A 21,979-nucleotide genomic window follows, 5' to 3' on the forward strand; every position below is an offset into this window, starting at 1 on the left:
GCTGCCAGGATCCCCTCGCCGATCATCTCGAGAGGGGGTTCGGGGGTCACCCGTCTCCCCATAGTGCCACATGGTGAGATGGTGTTCGGTGTCGGAGACGACGCCGTTCTGTTGACGCATCGTTAAACGCCGGATGACGGAGCGCTGGTAAACCCCCCTTAAACTGCACAAAACGCAAGTTTCGTGGTATTTCACATCGAGGAGGCCGTACATGGCCCTCAGACCCAAGGGCCGCCGTGGCTACGCCGCCGGCGCGCTCGCCTTGACAGCTGTTCTCGCGCTGACCGCGTGCGGCGGCGAGACCGGCTCGAGCTCCGGCGGCACCACCAGTGCGAGCGCCTCCGCGGCGGGCGGCGTCAAGCTGGTGCAGCCCGGCAAGCTCACGGTCTGCACGAACATCCCGTACGAGCCGTTCCAGTTCAAGGACGCGAGCGGCAAGATCGTCGGGTTCGACGTGGACATCGTCGACCTCGCCGCGAAGAAGCTGGGCGTGACCCAGAACATCGTGGACATCGACTTCGCCGTGATCAAGAGTGGCGCCGCCATGGCCGCGGGCAAGTGCGACGTGGCCGCCGCCGGCATGACGATCACCGACGAGCGCAAGCAGAACATCGACTTCTCCGAGCCCTACTTCGACGCCACGCAGGCACTGCTGGCCAAGAAGGGGACGGGCGCGACGTCGCTGGAGGACGTCAAGGCCAAGGGGCTCAAACTGGGCGCCCAGGCCAGCACGACCGGCCTCGAGTACGTCAAGAAGAACGGCTTCGACCCCACCGAGTACGCCGACTCGGCCAAGGAGCTGCTGGCCCTGCAGGCGGGCCAGGCCGACGTGATCATCCAGGACCTCCCGGTGGTGCTCACCTGGCTGAAGAAGCCCGATGTCGCCGCGAAGTTCGAGCTGATCGGCAGCCTCGACACCGGCGAGCAGTACGGCATCGGCCTGAAGAAGGGCTCCGACCCGACGCTGCTCAAGACGATCAACGACGAGATCGCCAAGGCCAAGCAGGACGGCACCTACGAGCAGATCTACGTGAAGTGGTTCGGCAAGAAGCCTGGCGAGCTGGGCTGATCCATGGCCGACCAGCCGAAGACGGCTGAGCCTGGGCGTGCCAGGCTCAGCCCTCGGAAGAAGCAGCAGGTCAGCCGCGGCATCCAGTACCTCGTCCTGGTCGCCGCGCTCGTCGGCGTCGTCCTGTACGCGGACTGGGGCAGCCTCGCCCAGAACTTCGCCAAGCCCGACGTGGCGCGTGAGGCGCTGCCCGACCTGTTCACCGTCGCGCTGCGCAACACGATCATCTACGCGGTCGGCGGATTCGTGTGCTCGTTCGTGCTGGGCCTGCTGCTGGCGCTCATGCGTCTCTCGCAGGTCCGGCCGTACCGGTGGATCGCGCTCGTCTACATCGAGATCTTCCGCGGCCTGCCCGCGCTGCTGATCTTCCTGATGATCACGTTCCTGCCGCTGGCACTGCCGGGGTTCCAGGTGCCCTTCGGCACGTACGGACAGGGCATCCTCGGGCTCGGCCTGGTCGGCGCCGCCTACCAGGCGGAGGTGTTCCGGGCCGGCCTGCAGGCCGTGCCCAAGGGGCAGACGGAGGCCGCCAGGTCGCTGGGCATGTCGGCCACCCGGTCCCAGATCACCGTGGTGATCCCGCAGGCCGTCCGGATGGTCATCCCGCCGACCACCAACCAGTTCGTGGCCCTGCTCAAGGACTCGTCGCTGGTGCTGTTCCTCGGCGTCTCCGGCGAGTACGTCGAGCTGGCCAAGTTCGGCAACGACCTGGCCTCCCAGTACGCCAACGCCACGCCCATCATGGTCGCCGGCGTGACGTACCTGATCGTCACCATCCCGCTGGGATACCTCGCGTCCCGGCTCGAGGGACGTAAGGGGAGCACACGATGACGCACGCCATCGAGCTGAGGGACCTGCACAAATACTTCGGCAAGAACGAGGTGCTCAAGGGCATCGACATGACGGTCGAGCCCGGCCAGGTGGTCTGTGTCATCGGCCCGTCGGGCTCGGGCAAGTCCACCCTGCTGCGCTGCGTGAACCTGCTGGAGACGCCCACCAGGGGCAAGGTGTTCGTGGAGGGCATCGAGGTCACCGACCCCGACGTGGACATCGACGCCGTACGCCGCCGCATCGGCATGGTCTTCCAGCAGTTCAACCTGTTCCCGCACATGACCGCGCTGCAGAACGTCATGATCGCCCAGCAGCGGGTGCTGAAGCGGAGCAGGAAGGAGGCCGAGGTCGTCGCCAGGGAGAACCTGGACAAGGTCGGCGTCGGCGCCAAATGCGACTCCCTGCCGGGCCAGCTCTCGGGCGGGCAGCAGCAGCGCGTCGCGATCGCCAGGGCGCTGGCCATGAACCCGGACCTGATGCTCTTCGACGAGCCCACCTCGGCGCTCGACCCCGAGCTGGTCGGCGACGTGCTCACCGTCATGCGCAAGCTGGCGGAGGAGGGGATGACCATGCTCGTGGTCACCCACGAGATGGGCTTCGCGCGGGAGGTGGCCGACCGGGTGGTGTTCATGGACGGCGGTGTGATCGTCGAGGACGGCGTGCCCGCCCAGGTGATCGGCGACCCGCAGCATGAGCGCACCCGTGCGTTCCTGCGCCGCGTCCTGCATCCCGAGGAGTAGCCCACCGCGGAGGGCGGGGCGCGCGCGGTCGCCCCGCTCTCTGCTGTAATAGACCGGCATGGACCTCACCTCTTACGCCGAGTGGGCGGTCCGGCTGGCGAACGACCCCGACCCGCCACCCGAGCTCAGGGGGCTGCGCGACGAGCTGACCGCCGTCTTCGACGCGGCCGGTGACGAGCGGGCCGTGGCCGAGCGGCTCAACGCCCTGCTCGACCGCCATCCCGTACGCCCCCAGCTGTCCGACCACGACGGCCGCCGCTGGCACCTCCACCTCGCCGAGGACCCGGCCGCGACCGCCGTGATGGGCCTGGCCGCCGTCGTCGCCGAGCTGGGCGTGGACCGTCTCGGCCGGTGCCAGGAGCCGCACTGCGGGCTGGCCTTCCTCGACACCTCCTCCAACCGCTCCCGCCGCTACTGCTCGGCCCGCTGCGCCAGCCGCGCGAACGTGGCCGCCTTCCGCGCCCGCCGCAAGGACGGCGCCTGAACGACGAGCCCGCCGCAAGGACGGCGCCCGAACGGCGGGCCCGCCGCAAGGACGGCGCCTGAGCGACGGGCCAGCCGCATGAGCGGCGCCTGGACGGCCGCTAGCGGGCCCGCCGCACGAGCGGCCAGTAGCGCAGCACCACGCGGCCCACGATGTCGGTCACGGGACCGAAGTCCCAGCTGTCACGGCGACCGCCGGCCCGCTGGTTGTCGCTCTCCAGCCACCAGCCGTCCTCTCCGTGCCACTGCGCCCGCTTCACGATGAGTCGGCCGGGATCGTCCGGAAGCCTGGCCACCACGAGGTCACCCGGGTGCACGGTGGCGCCCCGGCGGACCAGGAGCCAGTCACCGGGCACCAGCGCGGGACGCATCGAATCCCCTTCGACACGCACTCTCATGGGCTGTGACCCCCTACTCCACGGGCGTTGGGACACGAGTAAGGTCGGTTGTGGACCAAGCTGATTCAGCATCCAGGAAGGACTTTCTGATGCTCGCACGACTGCTACGACCCAAGCATGTCGCTTCCGCACACTGCGACCTGCCCTGTGGGGTCTACGACCCCGCTCAGGCCCGCATCGAGGCCGAGTCGGTCAAGGCGATCATGGAGAAGTACGCGGCCAACGAGGACCCGGTCTTCCGCGCCCGCGCGATCAAAATCAAGGAGGAGCGCGCCGAGCTGGTCAAGCACCACCTGTGGGTGCTGTGGACCGACTACTTCAAGCCGCCGCACCTCGAGCAGTACCCGCAGCTTCACCAGCTCTTCTGGGACGCCACGAAGCTGGCGGGTGCCGCCGGCGCCAAGGGCACGGTCGAGGTCGCCAAGGCTGAGGACCTCCTGGGCAAGATCGACGAAATCTCCAAGATCTTCTGGGAGACCAAGGCCGCCTAAAACGGCACATAAGGCTCTGTGCGGCGACCTGCCGCGCAGAGCCTTTTCCGTTGATGGCGAGTCTGAATAGTCCAACCACCGCTCAGGGGCGGTAAGTTGCAGTCAGCGTCGGATTCGCGAGGAGGAACGTGACCGAGGAAACCGAGACGCGCGCGGAGGGCGTGGCCGGCATCCGCGATGTGGTGAGCATCAGGCTCCCCGCCGCGAGTGCCTACCTGTCTGTGCTGCGTACGGCTACCGCCGGCCTGGCGGCCCGGCTTGACTTCACCCTGGACGAGATCGAGGATCTGCGGATCGCGGTCGACGAGGCCTGCGCGATGCTGCTCAGCGAGGCGGTGCCGGGCACCGACCTGACCGCCGAGTTCGAGCTCACCGGGCAGGAGATGCAGGTCAGGGTCGAGGTGGCCACCGTCGGCAGCTCCGCGCCCAAGCGCGACGACTTCGCCTGGATGGTGCTGACCGCCCTGGCCGACGACGTCGACGCGGTGACCGACTCCGCCGATCGGATGGCGATCGTCCTGCGTAAGCGCCGAGGCGCGGCCCAGAGTGCAGCGGGGCCGGCGTGACGGAAAGGACTGGAGCCATGGCCACCAGCGAACACGCCGTGCCCGACAGGGTGCGCGCCCGCATGCTCTTCGCCGAGCTGGCCGAGCTGGGCCCCGAGGAGCCGCGCCGCCAGCGCATCAGGGATGAGCTGGTCGAGCTTCACCTTCCTCTGGTCGAATACCTGGCCCGCCGCTTCCGCAACAGGGGCGAGTGGCTCGACGACCTCACCCAGGTCGCCACCATCGGTCTGATCAAGTCCATCGACCGCTTCGACCTCAATCGCGGCGTGGAGTTCTCCACCTATGCCACGCCCACCATCGTCGGCGAGATCAAGCGTCACTTCCGCGACAAGGGCTGGGCGGTCCGGGTGCCGCGCCGCCTGCAGGAGCTGAAGCTCTCGCTGACGAAGGCGATAAGCGATCTGTCGCAGCGCGAGGGACGCGCCCCGACCGTGGCCGAGCTGGCCTCCTACCTGAAGATGACCGAGGAGGAGGTGCTGGAGGGGCTCGAGTCGGCCAACGCCTACTCGACCGTGTCCCTCGACGCGCCCGACTCGGGAGACGACGACGCCCCCGCGGTGTCCGACTCGCTCGGCATCGTGGACGAGTCGCTCGAGGGCGTCGAATATCGCGAGTCGCTCAAACCGCTGCTCGAGCGGCTGCCACCGCGCGAGAAGCGCATCCTGCTGCTGCGCTTCTTCGGCAACATGACGCAGTCGCAGATCGCGACCGAGCTGGGCATCTCGCAGATGCACGTCTCGCGCCTGCTGGCCCGCACGCTCGCCCAGCTGCGCGAGGGCCTGACGGCCGACGACTAGCCGGCTTTCCGCACGTCACGTGCGGAAAGGGCATCAGCCATCGCCGTAGAGAGCATGGGTGGTGGGAGGCGCCAGCAGGGTCACCAGCCCCGCCAGGGCGACCACGATCAGCGGGATCCCGAGTTGCGGCTGGTCCGACGTGACGAGCGTGCCGCCGACGGGCAGCATGAAGATCTGGGTCAGCACGGCCGGCGCCCTCCCCCACCGCTCCATCCTGAACAGCCCGCCCCAGGCCACCCAGAGCAGGCCGGCGCCGATCAGCAGCCCGAACGCCGCCTCGGCCAGCGCGGTGGTCAGGTCGTCGGGCGTCCCGGTCAGGGTCTCCACCACGACGAAGACGCCGAGTCCGAGCGCGATCAGGCCCTCCAGGGCGACGACTGCGGCGGCGGCGAGGAGGGTAAGCGGGCGACCGTTCACGGTCCGTACCCTACCTCTCGGGCCGGTCGGGCCGGAAAATAGGACGTTCGGCCGATAAGGCGGACAAGGATCAGCGGTTACGCTGGCGCTATGCGCGCAATGCTGCTGGTCAATCCCAAGGCCACCACCACGAACGCCCGTACGCGGAACGTGTTGATCCGCGCGCTCGGCGCAGCCGTGGAGCTCGCCGTCGAGGAGACCCGTTACCGCGGTCATGCCGCGTCGCTGGCGGCCACGGCGCGCGCCAAGGGCTACGACGTCGTGGCGGTGCTGGGCGGCGACGGGACGATCAACGAGGCCGTCAACGGCCTGCTCAACCCGGTGAACGGCGAGGAGGTCCGGCCCGACGGCGATCCCAGCGCCGGGCGGCCCGGGCTCATCGTCATCCCCGGAGGCAGCGCGAACGTCTTCGCCCGCGCGCTGGGCCTGCCCAACGACCCGGTGGAGTCCACGGGCGTGGTGCTGGAGGCGCTCAGGGAGGGCCGGCGCAGGACCGTGGGTTTGGGCCAAGCCCTTTGGGAGGGCCAGAGCAGATATTTCACCTTCTGTTCGGGAATGGGATACGACGCAGAGGTTGTACGGGCCGTAGAGGGCCTGCGGGGCACCGGCCGTAAAGCTACTCCGACCCGGTATGTGAACACCGCTCTACGGCACTATCTGGCCACGGACAAGCGGCATCCCGCGATGACCGTGACCGGTCCCGGGATCCCGACGGCCAGAGGGGTGTTCATGGCCATCGTTTCCAACACCTCACCGTGGACCTACGTGGGCAGCAGGCCCGTCCGGCCCACCCCGTGGGCCGGCTTCGAGACCGGGCTCGACCTCCTGGGGCTACGGCGCATGGGGCTCATGACGCTCGCGCCGGTGATCCGGCACATCCTCACGGAGAGTGACATCCTCCCGTCCGGCCGGCACCTCGTCCAGCTCCATGACGAGCCCGAGTTCACCCTCACGGCGAGCCGCCCTGTGGCCTTCCAGCTGGACGGGGACTACCTGGGGGAACGCGAAACCGTAACATTCCGGTCTACACCGAACGCGTTACAAGTTTTGGTCTAGATGGTTACATTCGGTCATTGTGTGACGCATCCGACATCCATAACCGCCAAAACTTCCCGTCAACCCCCTTGCGTGCACTCTCCGTGGCTGAAAAGCTCTGGATGTCGGAACGTAGGACCTTTAACAACCCCAGGTCCTCCGATGACCAGCGGACGACCCCGGTCCCACACAGGATCCGGGTAATTGTTCGCGCGAGTTAGTGAAACTCTTCACAAAGTAGCCGCACGGAGCCGACCAGAGGTTCCATCTACTAAGGAGTGGACGCATGGACTGGCGCCACCGAGCTGCCTGCCGTGACGTGGACCCCGAGCTGTTCTTCCCGATCGGCAACACCGGCCCGGCACTCATGCAGATCGAGGAGGCCAAGCAGGTCTGTCGTTCCTGCTCGGCCGTCGAGGCCTGCCTGAAGTGGGCACTTGAGTCCGGCCAGGACGCCGGCGTCTGGGGCGGTCTGAGCGAGGACGAGCGCCGCGCGGTCAAGCGCCGCTCCGCTCGCGCCCGCGCCCGCGCCACCGCCTGAAAACCCTCACACAACGACGGCACCCAGTGCTGTCAACTGGGCCGTCAGCTGGACGGGAGCGGGATCGACAGCACGACCTCGGTGCCGCCTTCCAGGCGTGGCTCGATGGTGAGCCGCCCCGACAGCTCCCCCTCCACCAGCGTACGGACGATCTGCAGCCCCAGGCTGGTCGAGCTGTCGAGATCGAAGCCCCCGGGAAGCCCCCGGCCGTCGTCCCAGACGGTCACGTTCAGCCGCTCGAGGGTAGGCTCGACGACCACTTCCAGCCTCTTGGGGCGCCCGTGTTGCAGCGCGTTCTGCAACAGCTCGGTCAGCGCCATGGCCAGCGGTGTGGCGATGAGCGAGGGCAGGACGCCGAACCCGCCCACCCGGCGCGGCATGACGGCCACCTCGGGCGACGACACCTCCCCGGCCATCGCGATCACCCGGTCGGCGATCTCGTCGAAGTCCACGAACTCCTCGGGGGCATGAGACAGCGTCTCGTGCACGATCGCGATCGACCCGACCCGGCGTACGGCCTCCTCCAGCGCCTCCCGCCCCTCGGGCACCTGGAGCCTCCTGGCCTGGAGCCTGAGCAGGGCGGCCACCGTCTGCAGGTTGTTCTTCACCCGGTGGTGGATCTCTCGGATGGTGGCGTCCTTCGTCATCAGCTCGCGCTCGCGCCGCCGCAGCTCCGTCACGTCCCTGATGAGCACCAGCGCGCCGATGCGACCCCCGCCGACGATCAGCGGGATGGCCCTGAGCTGCACGATCGTGCCGCCGGACTCGACCTCGGTCTCCTTGGCCGCGCGCCCGCTGGCCACGATCATGAGGTCCTCGTTGATCGGCTCGTCGGAATAGCACAGCGTGGCCGTGACCCGGCCCAGCTCGGCGCCGACCAGGTCCGCGTGCAGGCCGAGCCGGCGGTAGGCGGACAGGGCGTTCGGCGACGCGTACGTGACGCGCCCGGCCCGGTCGAGCCTGAGCAGGCCGTCGCCCACGCGCGGCGAGCGCACGAGGATCGGCTCCTCGCCGGAGAACGGGAAGCGGCCCTCGGCCACCATCTGCGCCAGGTCGGAGGCGCTCTGCAGGTAGGTCAGCTCCAGCCGGGAGGGCGTGCGGGCCGAGGACAGGTTGGTGGAGCGCTGGATGACCGCGAGGAAGCGCCCCTCGCCGCCCTCGACCGCGCGGCGCACGGGGATGGTCTCCTCCCTGACCGGCACGCCGGTGGACCAGTCGGGATCGCCCTCGCGGCAGATGCGCCGCTCGTTCCAGGCCGTGTCGATGAGCTGGCGCTCGCCCTTGGCGGCCACGCTGCCGACGATGTCGTCGTGATAGACGGTCGGGCCGGTGGTGGGGCGCATCTGGGCGATCGCGATCCAGCCGTTCTCCCCCAGCAGCGGCGCCCACAGGATGAGGTCGGCGAACGACAGGTCGGCCAGCAGCTGCCAGTCGGAGACCAGCGAGTGCAGCCAGTCGAGGTCCGCCTCGTCGAGCGCTGTGTGGCGGGCTACGAGGTCGCTGAGAGTCGGCACGAGTGCATCATGCGTGCTTTTCCGCGCAACAACCAAACCGACCCCCGGTGAGACCGGCACGTTTGCGGGCAGACTTCGCCGCTCCCGGGGCATATCACCATAGGGCGTTCGCACGCCCCCTCAGTCGCACAGTGAAGACAGATACGGCATCGTTCACCCAACTGGTCTTATCCCGAAATCTCATATTGTGAGAACCGTCACACTGCGAAGCCGCCCGGATCTCAGGACGAGGCAGGGCACGGTCGGCCGGAGGTGATCCACACGGGCAGGTGCTCCTACCGCGACACGGCGCGTGGACCGGCCTCGGTTGTGATCGCGCACGCTGCTGTGGATATCCTTCACAATCAACCTGAGCTGCCCGGATCCGCGCGTGCCGGCACCCGTACGCGTCCGGCGCCGGTCCACCGCTCCAGCCCGCGGTTGACCACTCGGGCCGAAGTGAGTTCCGATGATCTCGCGGTGATCAGACACGCCCTCACCGCCGTGGCAGAAGTGAAGGTGAGAGCGTGACAGACGACAGCCCCCGCGTTCCCAAGTACTACGACGTGAAACGGGCCCTGCTCGAGCTCACCAAGACCCTCCCCGCCGGTACGGCGCTGCCGCCCGAGCGCACGCTGGCCGTCCGGTTCGAGACCTCGCGCACCACGGTCAGGCAGGCGCTGACCGAGCTCGTGGTCGAGGGACGGCTGCTGCGCATCCAGGGCAAGGGCACGTTCGTGGCGCAACCGAAGGTCGCGCAGGTGCTGCAGCTGACCTCGTACATCGGAGACCTGCGCACGGCCGGGCTGGAACCGGACACCAAGATCCTGGAGATCGGCTACATCACCGCCGACGAGGCCCTGGCGCGGCGGCTGGCCATCAACCCCGGCGGTCGCGTGCTGCGCATCCACCGGCTCAGGCTGGCCAACGGCGAGCCGGTCTCGATCGACACCACCCACCTGTCCGCGCGCCGCTTCCCCCGGCTGCGGCGCGAGCTGGAGGTGCACGCCTCGCTGTACGAGACGCTGCACAACGCCTACAACGTGCGGCTGACGGACGCCGAGGAGATCATCGAGACCGTCCTGGCCACCCCCTACGACGCCAAGGCCCTCGGCGTGGACGTCGGCCTGCCGATGCTCCTGCTCACCCGCCACGCCTTCGACGCCGACGGCAACCCCGTCGAGTGGGCCCAGTCGCTCTACCGCGGCGACCGGTACAAGTTCGTCACCCGCCTGCGCCGCCCCTGAAGCCGCGCGCGGCACTCCTAAGCTGGGCACATGAGCATCCTCGTCGTCACGGGCACCGGCGCCGGCGTGGGCAAGACCGTGGTGGCGGCCGCCCTGGCGGCGCTCGCGCTGGCGCGCGGGTCCACGGCGGCCGTGGTCAAGCCCGCCCAGACCGGCGTCCCGGCCGGCGCGCCCGGCGACGTGGACGAGGTGATCCGGCTGTCCGGCATCACCACCACGTTCGAGCTGGGCCGCTTCCCCGGCCCGCTCTCGCCGGCCGCCGCCGCGAGAGCCGCCGGGATGCCGCCCGTGTCGCTGGCGGGGGCCGCCGAGCTGGTGCGGGAGCTGGCGGAGAGCAACCGGCTGGTGGTCGTGGAGGGGACGGGCGGGCTGCTCGACCGCTACGACGAGGACGGCGCCACCGTCGCCGACCTCGCCCGTACGCTCCAGGCGCAGGTGCTGGTCGTCGTGCGGGCGGGCGGCGACACCGTCAACCACACCGCGCTCACGCTGGAGGCGATGGCCCACCGCGGGCTCGACCTGGCCGGGGTCGTCATCGGGCGCTGGCCCGCCGCGCCGGGGCAGGCCGAGCGGAGTGACGTGGCCGACCTGGAGATGCTCGCCGCCCGCCCCCTGGCCGGGGCGCTGCCCGAGGGCGCGGGCCGCCTCGCTGACAGGCGGGCGTTCGCGGAGGTGGCGCGCAAGGGGCTGGGCGCCACGCTCGGCGGCGCGTTCGACCCGGCGGGGTTCAGGCAGAGCGTCTGAGGGGGTGGGGCTAGCCCTACCATTCACCGGCACACCAGACCCATTTCGCGACCCCGCCACCGGTCAATACCGTTATGGGCATGAAAGTCCCCCGTCCGTGGTCGGCACGGGCCTGGCTCGACACGGCCCACGTGATGATCGGCGTCCCGGTCGGCGTGCTGCTCGGCGGGCTGACGCTCGTGCTGGCCGTGGTGCCGCCCGTGCTGGTGCGGGCCGTACCGGCGTTCACCTCGGTGCAGCGGTCCAGGTTCGACGCCTTCCTCGGGGCGCACATCCCTCCTGTGCCCTCCCCGAGCAGCTGGCGGCACCCGGCGACCTGGCGGCAGATCGGCTACCACGTGCTGTCGCCGTTCGTGAGCGCGGCCGGGGCCTTCCTGGTGGCGGTGGTGTGGGGCGGGGCGGTGGTGGGACTGCTGGCCTTCCTGCCGCCGAAGCTGCAGAAGCCGCCGCTGGAGTTCGTGTTCGACCTCAGGGACGGCCGGGTCCTGGGCGTGTTCATGACGGTGGGGTTCGTGCTGCTGCTCCTCGCGCCGCTCCTGGCCCGCGGCATGGCGGCGCTGGACCTGTCGGTGGCCCGTACGCTGCTCGGGCCGAGCCGCTCGGAGCTGGGGCAGCGGATCGAGACGCTGACCGAGAGCCGGGCCGGCGTGATCGACGCGGCCGACGCGGAGCGGCGTAGGATCGAGCGGGATCTGCACGACGGCGCCCAGCAGCGGCTGGTCTCCCTCGCCATGAACCTCGGCCTGGCCAGGGCCACCCTGACCGATCTGCCCGACTCGGCCCGCGAGGCCATCGAGCAGGCCCACGAGGAGGCCAAACAGGCGCTCAAGGAGCTGCGCGACTTCGTCCGGGGCCTGCATCCGGCCGTGCTCAACGACCAGGGTCTGGACGCGGCGCTGTCGGGTGTCACCGCCCGTGCCCCTTTCCCCGTCAAGCTGCGCGTCGACATCGAGCGGCGTACCTCTCCGACCATCGAGGCGGTGGCCTTCTTCATCGTGTCCGAAGCACTGACCAACATCGCCAAACACGCGGCCGCGACCCGGGCCGAGGTGAACGTGCGGCGCGAGCGGGACCGCCTGCACGTGCTCGTCTACGACGACGGGTGTGGCGGCGCCCGGCTGGACGGCGGGACCGGACTGCGCGGCCTGGCCCAGCGCATCGACGCCGTGGACGGCGCGCTACGGCTGTCCAGCCCGCTGGGCGGACCGACGACGATCGAGGTGGAGCTGCCGTGCGAGTAGTGCTCGCCGAGGATTCCGTGCTGCTGCGGGAGGGGCTGATCCGGCTCCTGGACGCCGCCGGCATGGAGGTGGTGGCGGCCGTGGACGAGGCCGAGGGGCTGCTGCGGGCGGCCGAGGAGCACCGGCCCGAGCTGGTCATCACGGACGTCCGGATGCCGCCCACGCACACCGACGAGGGTCTGCGGGCCGCACTCGTGCTGCGCCGCCAGCGGCCGGGGCTGGCCGTGCTCGTGCTCTCCCAGTACGTCGAGGAGCGCTACGCCGCCCAGCTGCTCGCCTCCGCCGCGACCGGGGGCGTCGGCTACCTGCTCAAGGACCGGGTGGCGGACGTGGCCGAGTTCATCGACGCGCTGCGCCGGGTGGCCTCGGGCGGCACCGCGCTCGACCCCGAGGTGGTCGCCCAGCTCCTGCTGCGCGGCAACAGCGACCCGCTCGAACGGCTGACACCCAGGGAGCACGAGGTGCTCAAGCTGATGGCCGAAGGCCGCTCGAACGCCGGCATCGGGCAGGCCCTGGTGCTCAGCGAGGGAGCCGTGGGCAAGCACATCGGCAACATCTTCAACAAGCTCGACCTGTCGCCCGCCGAGGGCGACCACCGTCGCGTGCTCGCCGTCCTGCAGTTCCTCAAGATCAGAAGTCTGCCATGAGGGGCGCGTGGCTGACGGCGGGCGCCGTGGTGACGGTCGCCGCGCTGGTGCTGTCCAGCGTCGGACTCTGGCGCGGGTTCGCCAGGGCCAGGACGCCGACGGACGTCACCATGAGGTCCATCCCGTTCGAGTACCCCGAGGTGCGGATCAAGGCGGGCAAGGGCCAGGTGAACCTCTTCATCCTGTCGGGCCGGGCGGGCGAGCTGCTCATCCACAGGTCGCTGCGGTGGTCGCGGGACCGCCCGACGGTCACCGAGGACTGGGACACCCGCACCAGGACGCTGCGGCTGGACGCGGTCTGCCCCGGCTTCGACCAGCCGACGGGTCCCATCTGCCAGGCGGACTACATGCTGTACGTGCCGCCGGAGACCGACCTCGAGGCCGGCACGTCCGGCGGCGACCTGATGGTCGACGACCTCTTCGGCGACGTGCGGCTGACCTCCGTGTCCGGCGACATCCGCGTCCGCTCGGTCTCCGGCGACCTGTGGGCCAGGACCGGCACCGGCCTGGTCGACGCCAAGGAGCTCAGCGGCGGCGGGAAGGCCGACGTGGAGGTCGGCTCCGGCGACGTGGACCTGTCGTTCTCCGACGTGCCCACGGAGGTCAAGGCGGTGGTGCGGACGTCGGGCGACGTCAGCGTGAACGTGCCGCGCGACGTGTACGACGTGACGACGGTGGCCGCCAACACCACGATCAACGTCGAAAGGAAGCCCGGCACGGCCCGGAAGATCACCGCCAGGGCACCGGGCGGCGCGGTGTCCGTCATCGCCGTGTGTTGCGAATGAAGATCCACGCGATCCCCAAGGACTGTTTACGCGTGTGACTGGTTGGTAAGTTCCCGGCATGGAGTCTGCGAAGCACGCCGGTGACGCTGCCGTCGCCGTGTCCAAGGCCTATGGCGTCGAGACCATGTTCACCCTGTCGGGAGGGCACGTATTCCCCCTCTACGACGGCGCGGTGCACGAGGGCATGCGCATCCTCGACGTACGCCACGAGCAGAGCGCGGTCTTCGCCGCCGAGGCGACGGCCAGGCTGACCAGGAGCCCCGGCCTGGCGGTGCTGACCGCCGGACCCGGCATCACCAACGGCGTCAGCGGCGTCGCCACCGCCCACTTCAACGGCTCGCCGGTCGTCGTCATGGGCGGCCGGGCACCACAGTCGCGCTGGGGCAGCGGCGCCCTGCAGGAGATGGACCACCCGCCGCTGCTGGAGCCGATCACCAAGCTCTCCTTCACCGCGGCCGGCGCCGACTCCGTCGGCCAGGACGTCGAGGTGGCCTTCCGCACGGCCGTCGCGCCCCACCGCGGCCCGGTCTTCCTCGACTTCTACATGGACCACCTGTTCTCCCCGTCGCCGGTGCACGAGGTGCACACGCAGACCCCCTCCCCGTACGAGCCCGACCCCGACGACCTGGCGAGCATCGCGCGCCTGCTGGCCGAGGCGGAGCGCCCCGTGCTGGTCTACGGCTCCGACGTCTGGATGGACCGCGCCGAGGAGGCCGCCCGCGACTTCGCCGAGACGTGGCGGCTGCCGGTCATCCCCAACGGCCAGGGCCGCGGCATCCTGCCCTCCGGGCACGAGCTGCTCGTCACCCGGGCCCGCGGCCTCGCCTTCGCCCAGGCCGACCTGGTGATCGTGGTCGGCACGCCGCTCGACTTCCGCCTCGGCTACGGCTGGTTCGGCGGCAAGGACGGCGCGCCGCTGGCCAGGGTGGTGCACATCGCCGACGCGCCCTCGCAGCTCGCCACGCACATGCAGCCGGCCGCCTCCGCCGCCGGTGACCTCTCGGTGGTGTTCTGGAGCCTCGGCGCGGCCTGCGGGGAGGCGGGGGTCAAGCCGGACTCCTACTCGCCGTGGGTGTCGAAGCTGTCCGCGGCCGCCGCCGCGGCCATCGCGGGCGACGCCGACCTGCTGGCCGCCGGCTCCGACCCGATCCACCCCATGCGCGTGTACGGCGAGCTGGGCAAGGTCCTGGCCGACGACGCCGTGGTGATCGGCGACGGCGGCGACTTCGTCTCCTACGCCGGCAAATACGTCGAGCCCAAGCAGCCCGGCAACTGGCTCGACCCGGGCCCGTACGGCTGCCTGGGCACCGGCCTGGGCTACTCCATCGCCGCCCGGCTGGCCAGGCCGTCCTCGCAGGTGGTGCTGCTGCTCGGCGACGGCGCCGCCGGGTTCTCGCTGATGGACGTCGACACCCTCGTACGCCACCGGCTCCCGGTCGTCATGATCTGCGGCAACAACGGCATCTGGGGCCTGGAGAAGCACCCCATGCAGATGTTGTACGGCTACGACGTGGCGGCCGAGCTGCAGCCGCAGTGCCGCTACGACCAGGTCGTGACCGCACTGGGCGGCGGCGGCGAGCTGGTCACGAAGCCGTCGGAGATCGGGCCGGCGCTGCGCAGGGCGTTCGACTCCGGGATCCCGTACATGGTGAACATCGCGACCGACCCGCAGGTCGCCTACCCCCGCAACACGACGGGGGTGTGAGCGGCCCTACGGCTTGGGCGTGGGGGTCGGGGTGGGCATCGGCGAGTTCTCCGGGCAGACGCCGTCCACGACGACGAGCTTGACCGGCTTGCCCTTCTCGAGCGCCACGCCGCCGGCCGGCACGGTCTGCGTGATCCTGCCGCAGCGCAGGCCGTTGGTCGTGCTGGTCTGGTCGTCGACGCGCGCCTGGAAGCCCGCGGCCTCGATCCGTTCCTGCCCCATCAGGAAGTTCATCCCGACCACCTTGGGCACCAGCGCCTTGTTCCCCGTCGGCGTGGGGGTGCCCGACGGCGACTTCGTCGGCGACTTCGTGACGCTGGGCGAGGGGCTGGGCGACTCCTCCGGCTCGTCGGTCTTCTCCGGGGTGGGCGTGATCTTCGGCGTCGGCCGGGTGGTGGCCGGCTTCGGCTGCTGCCTCGTCTCCTCCGGCTCGGGCTCCGACGTCTTGACCTGGGGCTTGCTCGTCTTCGGCGTGCTCTTCGAATTGCTCACGGACTCGCCGGTCATGGTCGGCGTCGGCTCGCCGGTGGTCATGCCCGTCAGGGCCACCGCGGTGGCGCCCGCGCCGAGCACCACGGCCGCGGCGATGCCCGCGATCAGCCCGGTCCGGCGCGGCGCCTTGGCCGCGCGCCGGCTCCCCCCACGGCGGTCGCTGACCGCCGTGTCGTCGTGCGCCATCCTGACGCCCGTCTGGTAGGGGTTCGGGTCGTGCTGCTGGCCCGCCTGGTGCAGCCCCTGGTGCTGGGCCTGGTGCTGGGCCGTCTGCGGCTGGTACGCCTCCGGAGGCGGCGCCATGGTGACGCCGGTGGACAGCTCCGGCACGGCGGGCACCTGGCCGCTGGCGATCGCGCGGGCGGCCTCGCTCATCGCCCGGGCGCTCGGGTAGCGCCTGGCCGGATCCTTGGACAGGGCGATCTCCACCAGCGTGCGCACCGCCTGGGGGATCTCCTGGGGCAGGGGCGGCGGGGCCTCGCGGATGTGCTTGAGCGCGATCGTGACCGCGCTGTCGCCGTCGAACGGCCGCTGGCCCACCAGGCACTCGTAAGCGACCACGCCGAGCGCGTAGATGTCCACCGCGGGCGTCACGGGGGCACCCTCGGCCTGCTCGGGTGCGCAGTAGGCGGCCGTGCCGAGCACCATGCCGGCGTCGGTGAGCCGGTTGGCCATGTCTGAGCGCGCGATGCCGAAGTCGGTGAGCACGAGCGTGCCGTCGCGCTGGACGAGCAGGTTGCCCGGCTTGACGTCGCGGTGCACGATCCCGCGGTCGTGCACGGCCTGCAACGCCGACGCGGCCTGCGCGATCAGCTCCATGGCAGGCTGCGGCGGGATCCGGCCCAGCCGGCCCAGCAGCCGGTCGAGCGGTTCGCCGTCGACGAACTTCATCACGAGGTAGACGGTGTCGCCGCTGACGCCGTAGTCGTAGACGTCGACGACCCCGGAGTGGTTGATCGTGGCCATCGCCCGCGCCTCCCCCTGGAAGCGAGCGACGAAGCCGGGGTCCTCCATGCGCCCAGGGAGCAGCACTTTGACGGCGACGGTGCGTGCGAGCACGACGTCCTCGCCTCGCCACACCTCGCCCATGCCACCGGCGCCGATGCGGGTGTCCAGCCGATACCGCCCCGCCAGCGTCGTCCCTTGGGCCACCATGATTCCCCCGCTACCCCCCTACCTCTGTAACCTCTCCCACCCCGCGGTTCTCCAACAAAGCGAACTTTTATCGCGGTGAGGTAACACAGTGGTCACGGAACTCAGAGAGTGTACGACTCACCTGTCCCACATGCCACTTAAATGCCTCAAGCCGTACAAAGCCTATCCTGGAGCCTTACGCCCGCACTTGTCCGCGTTTCCGGGAACTCGGCGACCGTTGGTGGCGCACAATATGGCCCGCCATAAGCTTGATCTCATGACGCTCGCTCCCGGTCTCCGCTCGCAGGTCCTCATCATGGTCGAGATGGAGGACACCGCCAAGCGGATCGGCAGCGGCGACGTGCCGGTGCTGGCCACGCCCAGGCTGCTCGCGCTGGCCGAGGCGGCGACCGTACGCGCCGTCGAGCGGCACCTCGCACCGGGCGAGACGTCCGTCGGCACCCGGGTCGAGCTCGAGCACCTGGCCGCCAGCCCGCTCGGCACCCATGTCCAGGTCAGCGTGGAGCTGACCGAGGTCGACGGCCGGCGCCTGGTCTTCGCCTTCGAGGCCCACGACAAGCACGCCGTCGTGGGCAAGGGCACGATCGAGCGCGTGGTGGTCGATCGCGCCAGGTTCCTGGCCCGCGCTACTCGATGACGGCCATCAGGTCGCCTTCCTGGATCACGTCTCCCTCGGCCACCTTGAGCTGCGCCACCACGCCGTCGTCCTCGGCGAGCACGGGGATCTCCATCTTCATCGACTCGAGGATGACGAGCGTGTCGCCGTCGGAGACGCTGTCGCCCTCGTTGACGACGACCTTCCAGACATTCGCCACCATCTCTGCGCGTACCTCAGCCACCGGGACTCCCCTCTTCCAATGAATCAACGATCTCATGCGGTCCAGGAGCGCATCCGCGCGACCAGACCCGTGTCGTAGTCGCCGGTGGCGAACTCCGCGTTCTCCAGCAGCTCTGCACAGAATGGCAGGTTGTTCTTCGGTCCCTCAACGGTGAACGCGGCGACCGCCTTGCGCCCCTTGGCCAACGCGTCCTCCCGGTCGGCGCCGTGAACGCAGAGCTTGGCCATCAGCGGGTCGTAGAACGGCGTGACCGTGTTGCCCGCCTCGTAGCCGGAGTCCACGCGTACGCCGTCGCCGGACGGCTCGTCCCAGATCGTGATCTTGCCAGGGCCGGGGAGGAACCGCTTGGGGTCCTCCGCGTAGACGCGGAACTCGATCGCGTGCCCCCTGGGCTCGGCGCGCACCTCGGGGCTCTCCCCGGCGGCCACCCGCAGCTGCAGCTCGACCAGGTCGAGCCCGGTGACCAGCTCGGTGACCGGGTGCTCCACCTGCAGCCGGGTGTTCATCTCCAGGAAGACGAAGTCCTGCTCGTCGGCGTCGACCAGGCACTCGACCGTGCCCGCGCCCAGGTAGCCGACGGCCTCGCCGGCCCGCACGGCGGCGGCCAGCATGCGCTCGCGCAGCTCGGGGGTGATGCCCGGCGAGGGGGACTCCTCGACGACCTTCTGGTGGCGGCGCTGCACCGAGCAGTCGCGCTCGCCCAGCGCCACGACCCGGCCGCCGGGCAGGCCGAGGATCTGCACCTCGACGTGGCGGGCCCGCTCGACATAGCGCTCCAGCAGCACGGCCGGGCCGTCCAGGGCGTCGCCGGAGAACCGGGCCGCCGCCCTGGCCGCCTGCTCGTACGCCTTGGCCAGCCCCTCGTCGTCGTGGGCCACGCTCATCCCGATGCCACCGCCGCCGGCCGCGGTCTTCACCATGACCGGGTAGCCGATCGCATCGGCGGCCCTGAGCGCCAGCGACAGATCGGTGACCGGCGCGCGGGTGCCCGCGGCGACCGGCACGCCGGCGTCCTCCATGAGGTTCCTGGCGTTGATCTTGTCGCCCATCCGGTCGATGGCCTCGGGCGACGGCCCGATCCAGACCATCCCGGCGTCGATCACGGCACGGGCGAACGCGACGTTCTCCGCGAGGAACCCGTAACCGGGGTGGACCGACTTCGCACCCGTCGCGCGGGCCGCCTCCAGCACCTTCGCGATGTCGAGATAGCTCTGCGCCGGGTGGGCCGGGCCGATCAGCACGGCCTCGTCGGCCTCGCGCACGAAGGGCAGGTCGGCGTCGGCCTCGGAGTGGACCGCGATGGCGCGCAGCCCCATCCGCTTGACCGTGCGGATGATCCGCCGCGCGATCTCCCCCCGGTTGGCGATCAGAACGGGTCCGAGCGTCTCGATAAGCACGCCGACCACCCTATGACCGCGACCGGCTTGACCCCTTTCCCCCTTAACCACCGATCCGGTGAGCACGATCTGTAGGAACCCCACAAAGGCGGCCCCCTGGAGGCCGGGCAGGCTGTAGAGGTCAGACCCGCCCGCGGTCGATCACCCGGGCGAGCGCCTCGACCGCATGGGAATCGTACGCGCTCCCCGAGGACAGGCGGATGCGCTCCAGCGCGGCACCCCCGCGGTCGCGGTCGGTCGACGGCCCCACCAGGTCGTCGTAGGCGTTGGCCACCTTGATGATGCGGCTCGACAGCGGCGGGTCGTCGGTGACCGAATCGCACTGCCGGCTGACCACCTCGGCCACCCGGTCGAGCACGCCCGTCTGCCTGATCACCTCCGCGCCCAGCTCGGCGATGCGGCGGGCCTGCTCGGGCTCGGTCAGCACGGTGGCGCCGCCCGGGATCGGGTCGCGCAGCGAGAGCTGGCCGATGTCGTGCATCAGCGCGGCGTATTCGAGCTCGAGCAGCTCCGGCTCGGCCATGCCCAGCTCCCTGCCGATGGCCACGGCCAGGCGGCTGACCCGGCGCGAGTGGCCGGGCTCGACGTAGCCGCCGACCTCGGTGACGCGCGACAGGGCGCGGACGGTCTGCAGGTAGGTGGCGCGGATCCCGGCGTATTTGCGGAAGGCCACCTGCGTCACCAGGAGCGGCGCGGCGAACACCAGCAGCGCCACCAGGTCCATGCTGTGCGTGGCCAGCGCCAGCAGCACGCCCGACGAGGCCACGGCGGCCCCCAGGGGGAAGGCCATGTTGAGCTCGTCGCGCACGGCCACCCTGAACGCCGTACGGACCTGCTCGGCCCGCAGCATGGCGGCGATCAGCACGTCGATCAGCAGGGTGATCGCGATGAGCGTGACCATGACCACGAGCGCCGGCCACCAGGTCCTGGTCGGCTCCTTCGTCAGCTCGTAGAGTGGGCCGGCCAGCGGCCGGAAGGCGAAGGCCAGCAGCGCGCCGGTGAGCAGCCGCCTGGCCATGGCGTCCAGGCGCGGCGGGCGGCCCACCGCCAGGTGCGGCAGCGCTCCCGCGATCATGCCGACCGCGATCACGGCGACGACCTGCAGCGCGGAGTGGCTCAGCGGGTTCTGGCTCAGGTCGAGCAGCAGCGTGTAGCCCAGCGCGGCGGCGGCGCCGATCGGCGCGACCTCCCGGTTGCCCGGCATGGTCAGCCTGGCCAGCTCGCCCACCGCGATCAGCGCCCCGAACCCGACCGCGATCTCCGGGCGGTCGAGCCCGACGGCGGCGGTGTGCGCCACGCCCACGAGCGCGACCAGGCCCGCCGCGCAGATGAGCAGCAGCTGCCCGGAGTCGAGCCTGCGCAGGACGGTGTTCACCGACCGATCGGTACGCCTGACGCGCTCTGTGGTGATCATGGCCCCATCACGACCTGGATGGGCATGGTCGGGTCGTCATGGTCCTTGATCGGGGTCTCGGTGGCCTCGGGCGGCGGCGGGTCCACGCGACGCGGCGGCTGCCACGGCTCGCGGTCGAGGGCCCGGATGAAGGCCGCCACCATCACGGGGTCGAAGTGGGTGCCCGCGCTCTTGCGCAGCTCGTCCACGGCCTCGGGGACCGGCCTGGCGCCGCGGTAGGAGCGGTCGGAGGTCATCGAGTCGAACGCGTCGGCCACCGCGATCACCTTGGCGAACTCGGGGATCTCGTCACCGGCCAGGCCCATCGGGTAGCCGGTGCCGTCGTGGCGCTCGTGGTGGTGCATGATCCCGGCGTACGCCTCGTCGAGGAAGCCGATCCCGCGCACGATCTCCAGCCCCCGCATCGGGTGGAGCTGGATCGCGGCGAACTCCTCCTCGGTGAGCGGCCCGTCCTTCTGCAGCACCTTGGTCGGCACGCCGAGCTTGCCGACGTCGTGCAGCATGCCCGCGTAGCGGATGGCCCGGACCCGATCCAGCCCCATGCCGATCTCCTGCGCGATCATCGAGGAGGCGTGCGAGACGCGCGTGCAGTGGCCCCTGGTGTAGTAGTCCTTGGTCTCGACCGCCTGGCAGAGCGCGGCGATGGTGGCGTCGTAGGAGCGCTGCTGCGCGTGATACTGGCCGAACGCCCAGCGCGCCACGAACAGCGGCAGCAGCACCAGCACGGCCGAGATCGACGCCACGGTGGCCCACAACCCCGCCACGAGCAGCCCGAAGGTGCCGTAGCCCAGGTAGGACAGCAGGAACTGCGCCATCCCCCGCAGCGGCACCTCGGTGGCCCGCACGTGGGTGGCCAGCCCGATCATGGTGAGCGTGAGCGCGATGTTGAGCGGCACGAAGACCGCGGTGGCGGCGGCGTAGGGGCCGATGAGGTCGTCGAACGCGTTGACGTCCGGCACTCCCACCTTGCCGTGCAGCGCTTCGTACACCCGCCCGGCCACGTAGCCGCAGATGGCGAACTGGGCGCCGTTGAACAGCCGTTTGACCAGCGGCAGCCCCGGCCGCACACTGAGGACCGCGGTGAGCCCCACCACCGCCGCGCCCTCCGGGCCGATCAGCACCACGGCCGCCAGCGCGGCGGAGAAGCTGACCGACACCGCGAACTGCTCCACGTTGAGCAGCGTCGGCATCGACTCGCACACCAGGAACAGCAGCGCGAGGACCAGGAGGATGTCGAGGTCCTCCGTGGCCACGGGCGTGCCGGAGACGATCACGTCACGTGCGATGAGAGCGGCCGCCGCGCCGATCACGGCGACCAGATAGACCCTTGCGGGCCACGGCAGATCACGCATTGCGGCCCCCCTACGGTGTTCAGGTCCAGGACACCCCGGGAGGAACCACCCCGCCGACCACCATGACCACCGGAGTGATCAGCACGATGGCCGTGAGCAG

The 21,979-nt window shown here is 70.4% G+C and carries 24 protein-coding genes; 16 read left to right on the plus strand and 8 right to left on the minus strand.

The features are described 5' to 3' along the window. The first annotated feature begins 211 nt into the window (after positions 1-211). From ACBJ59_RS58425 to ACBJ59_RS58440, 4 genes are read left to right on the plus strand one after another with little or no spacing between them, the layout of a single operon-like run. The gene (locus tag ACBJ59_RS58425; RefSeq protein ID WP_375118617.1) at positions 212-1,069 is read left to right on the plus strand and encodes an ABC transporter substrate-binding protein; all 858 of its coding nucleotides are present in this window, start codon (positions 212-214) and stop codon (positions 1,067-1,069) included. A 3-nt stretch (positions 1,070-1,072) separates the two neighbouring features. Then, entirely contained in the window at positions 1,073-1,900 is an 828-nt protein-coding gene (locus ACBJ59_RS58430; protein WP_375118618.1) for an amino acid ABC transporter permease, read from the plus strand. Further along, positions 1,897-2,640, plus strand: coding sequence for an amino acid ABC transporter ATP-binding protein (locus ACBJ59_RS58435; protein WP_375118619.1), 744 nt, complete (start codon positions 1,897-1,899; stop codon positions 2,638-2,640). Before ACBJ59_RS58430 ends, ACBJ59_RS58435 begins: the two co-directional genes overlap by 4 nt. A 58-nt stretch (positions 2,641-2,698) precedes the next feature. Continuing rightward, positions 2,699-3,124 carry a CGNR zinc finger domain-containing protein gene (locus tag ACBJ59_RS58440; protein WP_375118620.1) on the plus strand — a complete coding sequence of 142 codons (426 nt, stop codon included), beginning with the start codon at positions 2,699-2,701 and terminating at the stop codon, positions 3,122-3,124. Positions 3,125-3,224: 100 nt separating this feature from the next. On the opposite strand, the gene ACBJ59_RS58445 is transcribed toward ACBJ59_RS58440, so the two are convergent. After that, positions 3,225-3,593: a S24 family peptidase gene (locus ACBJ59_RS58445; RefSeq protein WP_375118621.1), complete on the minus strand. Its 369-nt coding sequence runs from the start codon at positions 3,591-3,593 to the stop codon at positions 3,225-3,227. Positions 3,594-3,610: 17 nt separating this feature from the next. Here ACBJ59_RS58445 and sodN point away from each other — a divergent pair, with 17 nt between their 5' ends. From sodN to ACBJ59_RS58460, 3 genes are all read left to right on the plus strand, one after another. Further along, entirely contained in the window at positions 3,611-4,012 is a 402-nt protein-coding gene (gene sodN / locus ACBJ59_RS58450) for a superoxide dismutase, Ni (protein WP_148442130.1), read from the plus strand. A gap of 128 nt (positions 4,013-4,140) precedes the next feature. Beyond that, a complete protein-coding gene (locus ACBJ59_RS58455) occupies positions 4,141-4,578 on the plus strand; it encodes an anti-sigma factor (protein ID WP_364125859.1) in 438 nt (145 codons plus the stop codon). A gap of 17 nt (positions 4,579-4,595) precedes the next feature. After that, positions 4,596-5,375, plus strand: coding sequence for an RNA polymerase sigma factor SigF (locus ACBJ59_RS58460; protein WP_171074665.1), 780 nt, complete (start codon positions 4,596-4,598; stop codon positions 5,373-5,375). A 33-nt stretch (positions 5,376-5,408) separates the two neighbouring features. Here ACBJ59_RS58460 and ACBJ59_RS58465 read toward each other — a convergent pair whose 3' ends face one another. Then, positions 5,409-5,792, minus strand: a complete 384-nt coding sequence (locus ACBJ59_RS58465) for a hypothetical protein (RefSeq protein WP_375118622.1) — start codon at positions 5,790-5,792, stop codon at positions 5,409-5,411. A gap of 90 nt (positions 5,793-5,882) precedes the next feature. Here ACBJ59_RS58465 and ACBJ59_RS58470 point away from each other — a divergent pair, with 90 nt between their 5' ends. Further along, positions 5,883-6,848 carry a diacylglycerol/lipid kinase family protein gene (locus ACBJ59_RS58470; protein WP_375118623.1) on the plus strand — a complete coding sequence of 322 codons (966 nt, stop codon included), beginning with the start codon at positions 5,883-5,885 and terminating at the stop codon, positions 6,846-6,848. 265 nt (positions 6,849-7,113) lie between these two features. Further along, a complete protein-coding gene (locus ACBJ59_RS58475; RefSeq protein WP_364125850.1) occupies positions 7,114-7,368 on the plus strand; it encodes a WhiB family transcriptional regulator in 255 nt (84 codons plus the stop codon). 44 nt (positions 7,369-7,412) lie between these two features. On the opposite strand, the gene ACBJ59_RS58480 is transcribed toward ACBJ59_RS58475, so the two are convergent. After that, positions 7,413-8,882 carry a histidine kinase N-terminal domain-containing protein gene (locus ACBJ59_RS58480; RefSeq protein ID WP_375118624.1) on the minus strand — a complete coding sequence of 490 codons (1,470 nt, stop codon included), beginning with the start codon at positions 8,880-8,882 and terminating at the stop codon, positions 7,413-7,415. 506 nt (positions 8,883-9,388) lie between these two features. Between ACBJ59_RS58480 and ACBJ59_RS58485 the strand changes: the two genes are divergently transcribed. The 6 genes from ACBJ59_RS58485 (at position 9,389) to ACBJ59_RS58510 (ending at position 15,230) form a co-directional block, all read left to right on the plus strand. After that, positions 9,389-10,108, plus strand: coding sequence for a GntR family transcriptional regulator (locus ACBJ59_RS58485; protein WP_080045341.1), 720 nt, complete (start codon positions 9,389-9,391; stop codon positions 10,106-10,108). Positions 10,109-10,138: 30 nt separating this feature from the next. After that, positions 10,139-10,852 carry a dethiobiotin synthase gene (gene bioD / locus ACBJ59_RS58490; RefSeq protein ID WP_375118625.1) on the plus strand — a complete coding sequence of 238 codons (714 nt, stop codon included), beginning with the start codon at positions 10,139-10,141 and terminating at the stop codon, positions 10,850-10,852. A gap of 80 nt (positions 10,853-10,932) precedes the next feature. Continuing rightward, positions 10,933-12,093 carry a sensor histidine kinase gene (locus ACBJ59_RS58495; protein WP_375118626.1) on the plus strand — a complete coding sequence of 387 codons (1,161 nt, stop codon included), beginning with the start codon at positions 10,933-10,935 and terminating at the stop codon, positions 12,091-12,093. Then, positions 12,084-12,740, plus strand: a complete 657-nt coding sequence (locus ACBJ59_RS58500) for a response regulator transcription factor (RefSeq protein ID WP_364125839.1) — start codon at positions 12,084-12,086, stop codon at positions 12,738-12,740. The genes ACBJ59_RS58495 and ACBJ59_RS58500 overlap by 10 nt, the downstream gene beginning before the upstream one ends. After that, on the plus strand, positions 12,737-13,525 hold the full coding sequence (locus ACBJ59_RS58505) for a DUF4097 family beta strand repeat-containing protein (protein WP_375118627.1): 789 nt from the start codon (positions 12,737-12,739) through the stop codon (positions 13,523-13,525). The genes ACBJ59_RS58500 and ACBJ59_RS58505 overlap by 4 nt, the downstream gene beginning before the upstream one ends. A gap of 58 nt (positions 13,526-13,583) precedes the next feature. After that, positions 13,584-15,230 (plus strand): acetolactate synthase, encoded by a 1,647-nt coding sequence (locus ACBJ59_RS58510; RefSeq protein ID WP_375118628.1) that lies wholly within the window; start codon positions 13,584-13,586, stop codon positions 15,228-15,230. A 6-nt stretch (positions 15,231-15,236) separates the two neighbouring features. Here ACBJ59_RS58510 and ACBJ59_RS58515 read toward each other — a convergent pair whose 3' ends face one another. Next, positions 15,237-16,877 (minus strand): protein kinase, encoded by a 1,641-nt coding sequence (locus ACBJ59_RS58515; protein ID WP_375118629.1) that lies wholly within the window; start codon positions 16,875-16,877, stop codon positions 15,237-15,239. Between the two features lie 256 nt (positions 16,878-17,133). Here ACBJ59_RS58515 and ACBJ59_RS58520 point away from each other — a divergent pair, with 256 nt between their 5' ends. After that, the gene (locus tag ACBJ59_RS58520; RefSeq protein ID WP_375118630.1) at positions 17,134-17,514 is read left to right on the plus strand and encodes a thioesterase family protein; all 381 of its coding nucleotides are present in this window, start codon (positions 17,134-17,136) and stop codon (positions 17,512-17,514) included. Here the strand turns inward: ACBJ59_RS58520 and ACBJ59_RS58525 are convergent. The 4 genes from ACBJ59_RS58525 to ACBJ59_RS58540 form a co-directional block, all read right to left on the minus strand. Then, entirely contained in the window at positions 17,504-17,716 is a 213-nt protein-coding gene (locus ACBJ59_RS58525) for a biotin/lipoyl-binding carrier protein (RefSeq protein ID WP_375118631.1), read from the minus strand. The genes ACBJ59_RS58520 and ACBJ59_RS58525 overlap by 11 nt on opposite strands. A gap of 32 nt (positions 17,717-17,748) precedes the next feature. Continuing rightward, positions 17,749-19,113: an acetyl/propionyl/methylcrotonyl-CoA carboxylase subunit alpha gene (locus ACBJ59_RS58530; RefSeq protein WP_375118632.1), complete on the minus strand. Its 1,365-nt coding sequence runs from the start codon at positions 19,111-19,113 to the stop codon at positions 17,749-17,751. 121 nt (positions 19,114-19,234) lie between these two features. After that, entirely contained in the window at positions 19,235-20,527 is a 1,293-nt protein-coding gene (locus ACBJ59_RS58535; RefSeq protein ID WP_375118633.1) for an HD-GYP domain-containing protein, read from the minus strand. Further along, positions 20,524-21,879: an HD-GYP domain-containing protein gene (locus tag ACBJ59_RS58540; RefSeq protein WP_375118634.1), complete on the minus strand. Its 1,356-nt coding sequence runs from the start codon at positions 21,877-21,879 to the stop codon at positions 20,524-20,526. Before ACBJ59_RS58540 ends, ACBJ59_RS58535 begins: the two co-directional genes overlap by 4 nt. Between the last annotated feature and the right edge of the window lie 100 nt (positions 21,880-21,979).

The sequence above is a fragment of the Nonomuraea sp. MTCD27 genome, assembly GCF_041950495.1.
In the GTDB taxonomy this organism is placed as follows: domain Bacteria; phylum Actinomycetota; class Actinomycetes; order Streptosporangiales; family Streptosporangiaceae; genus Nonomuraea.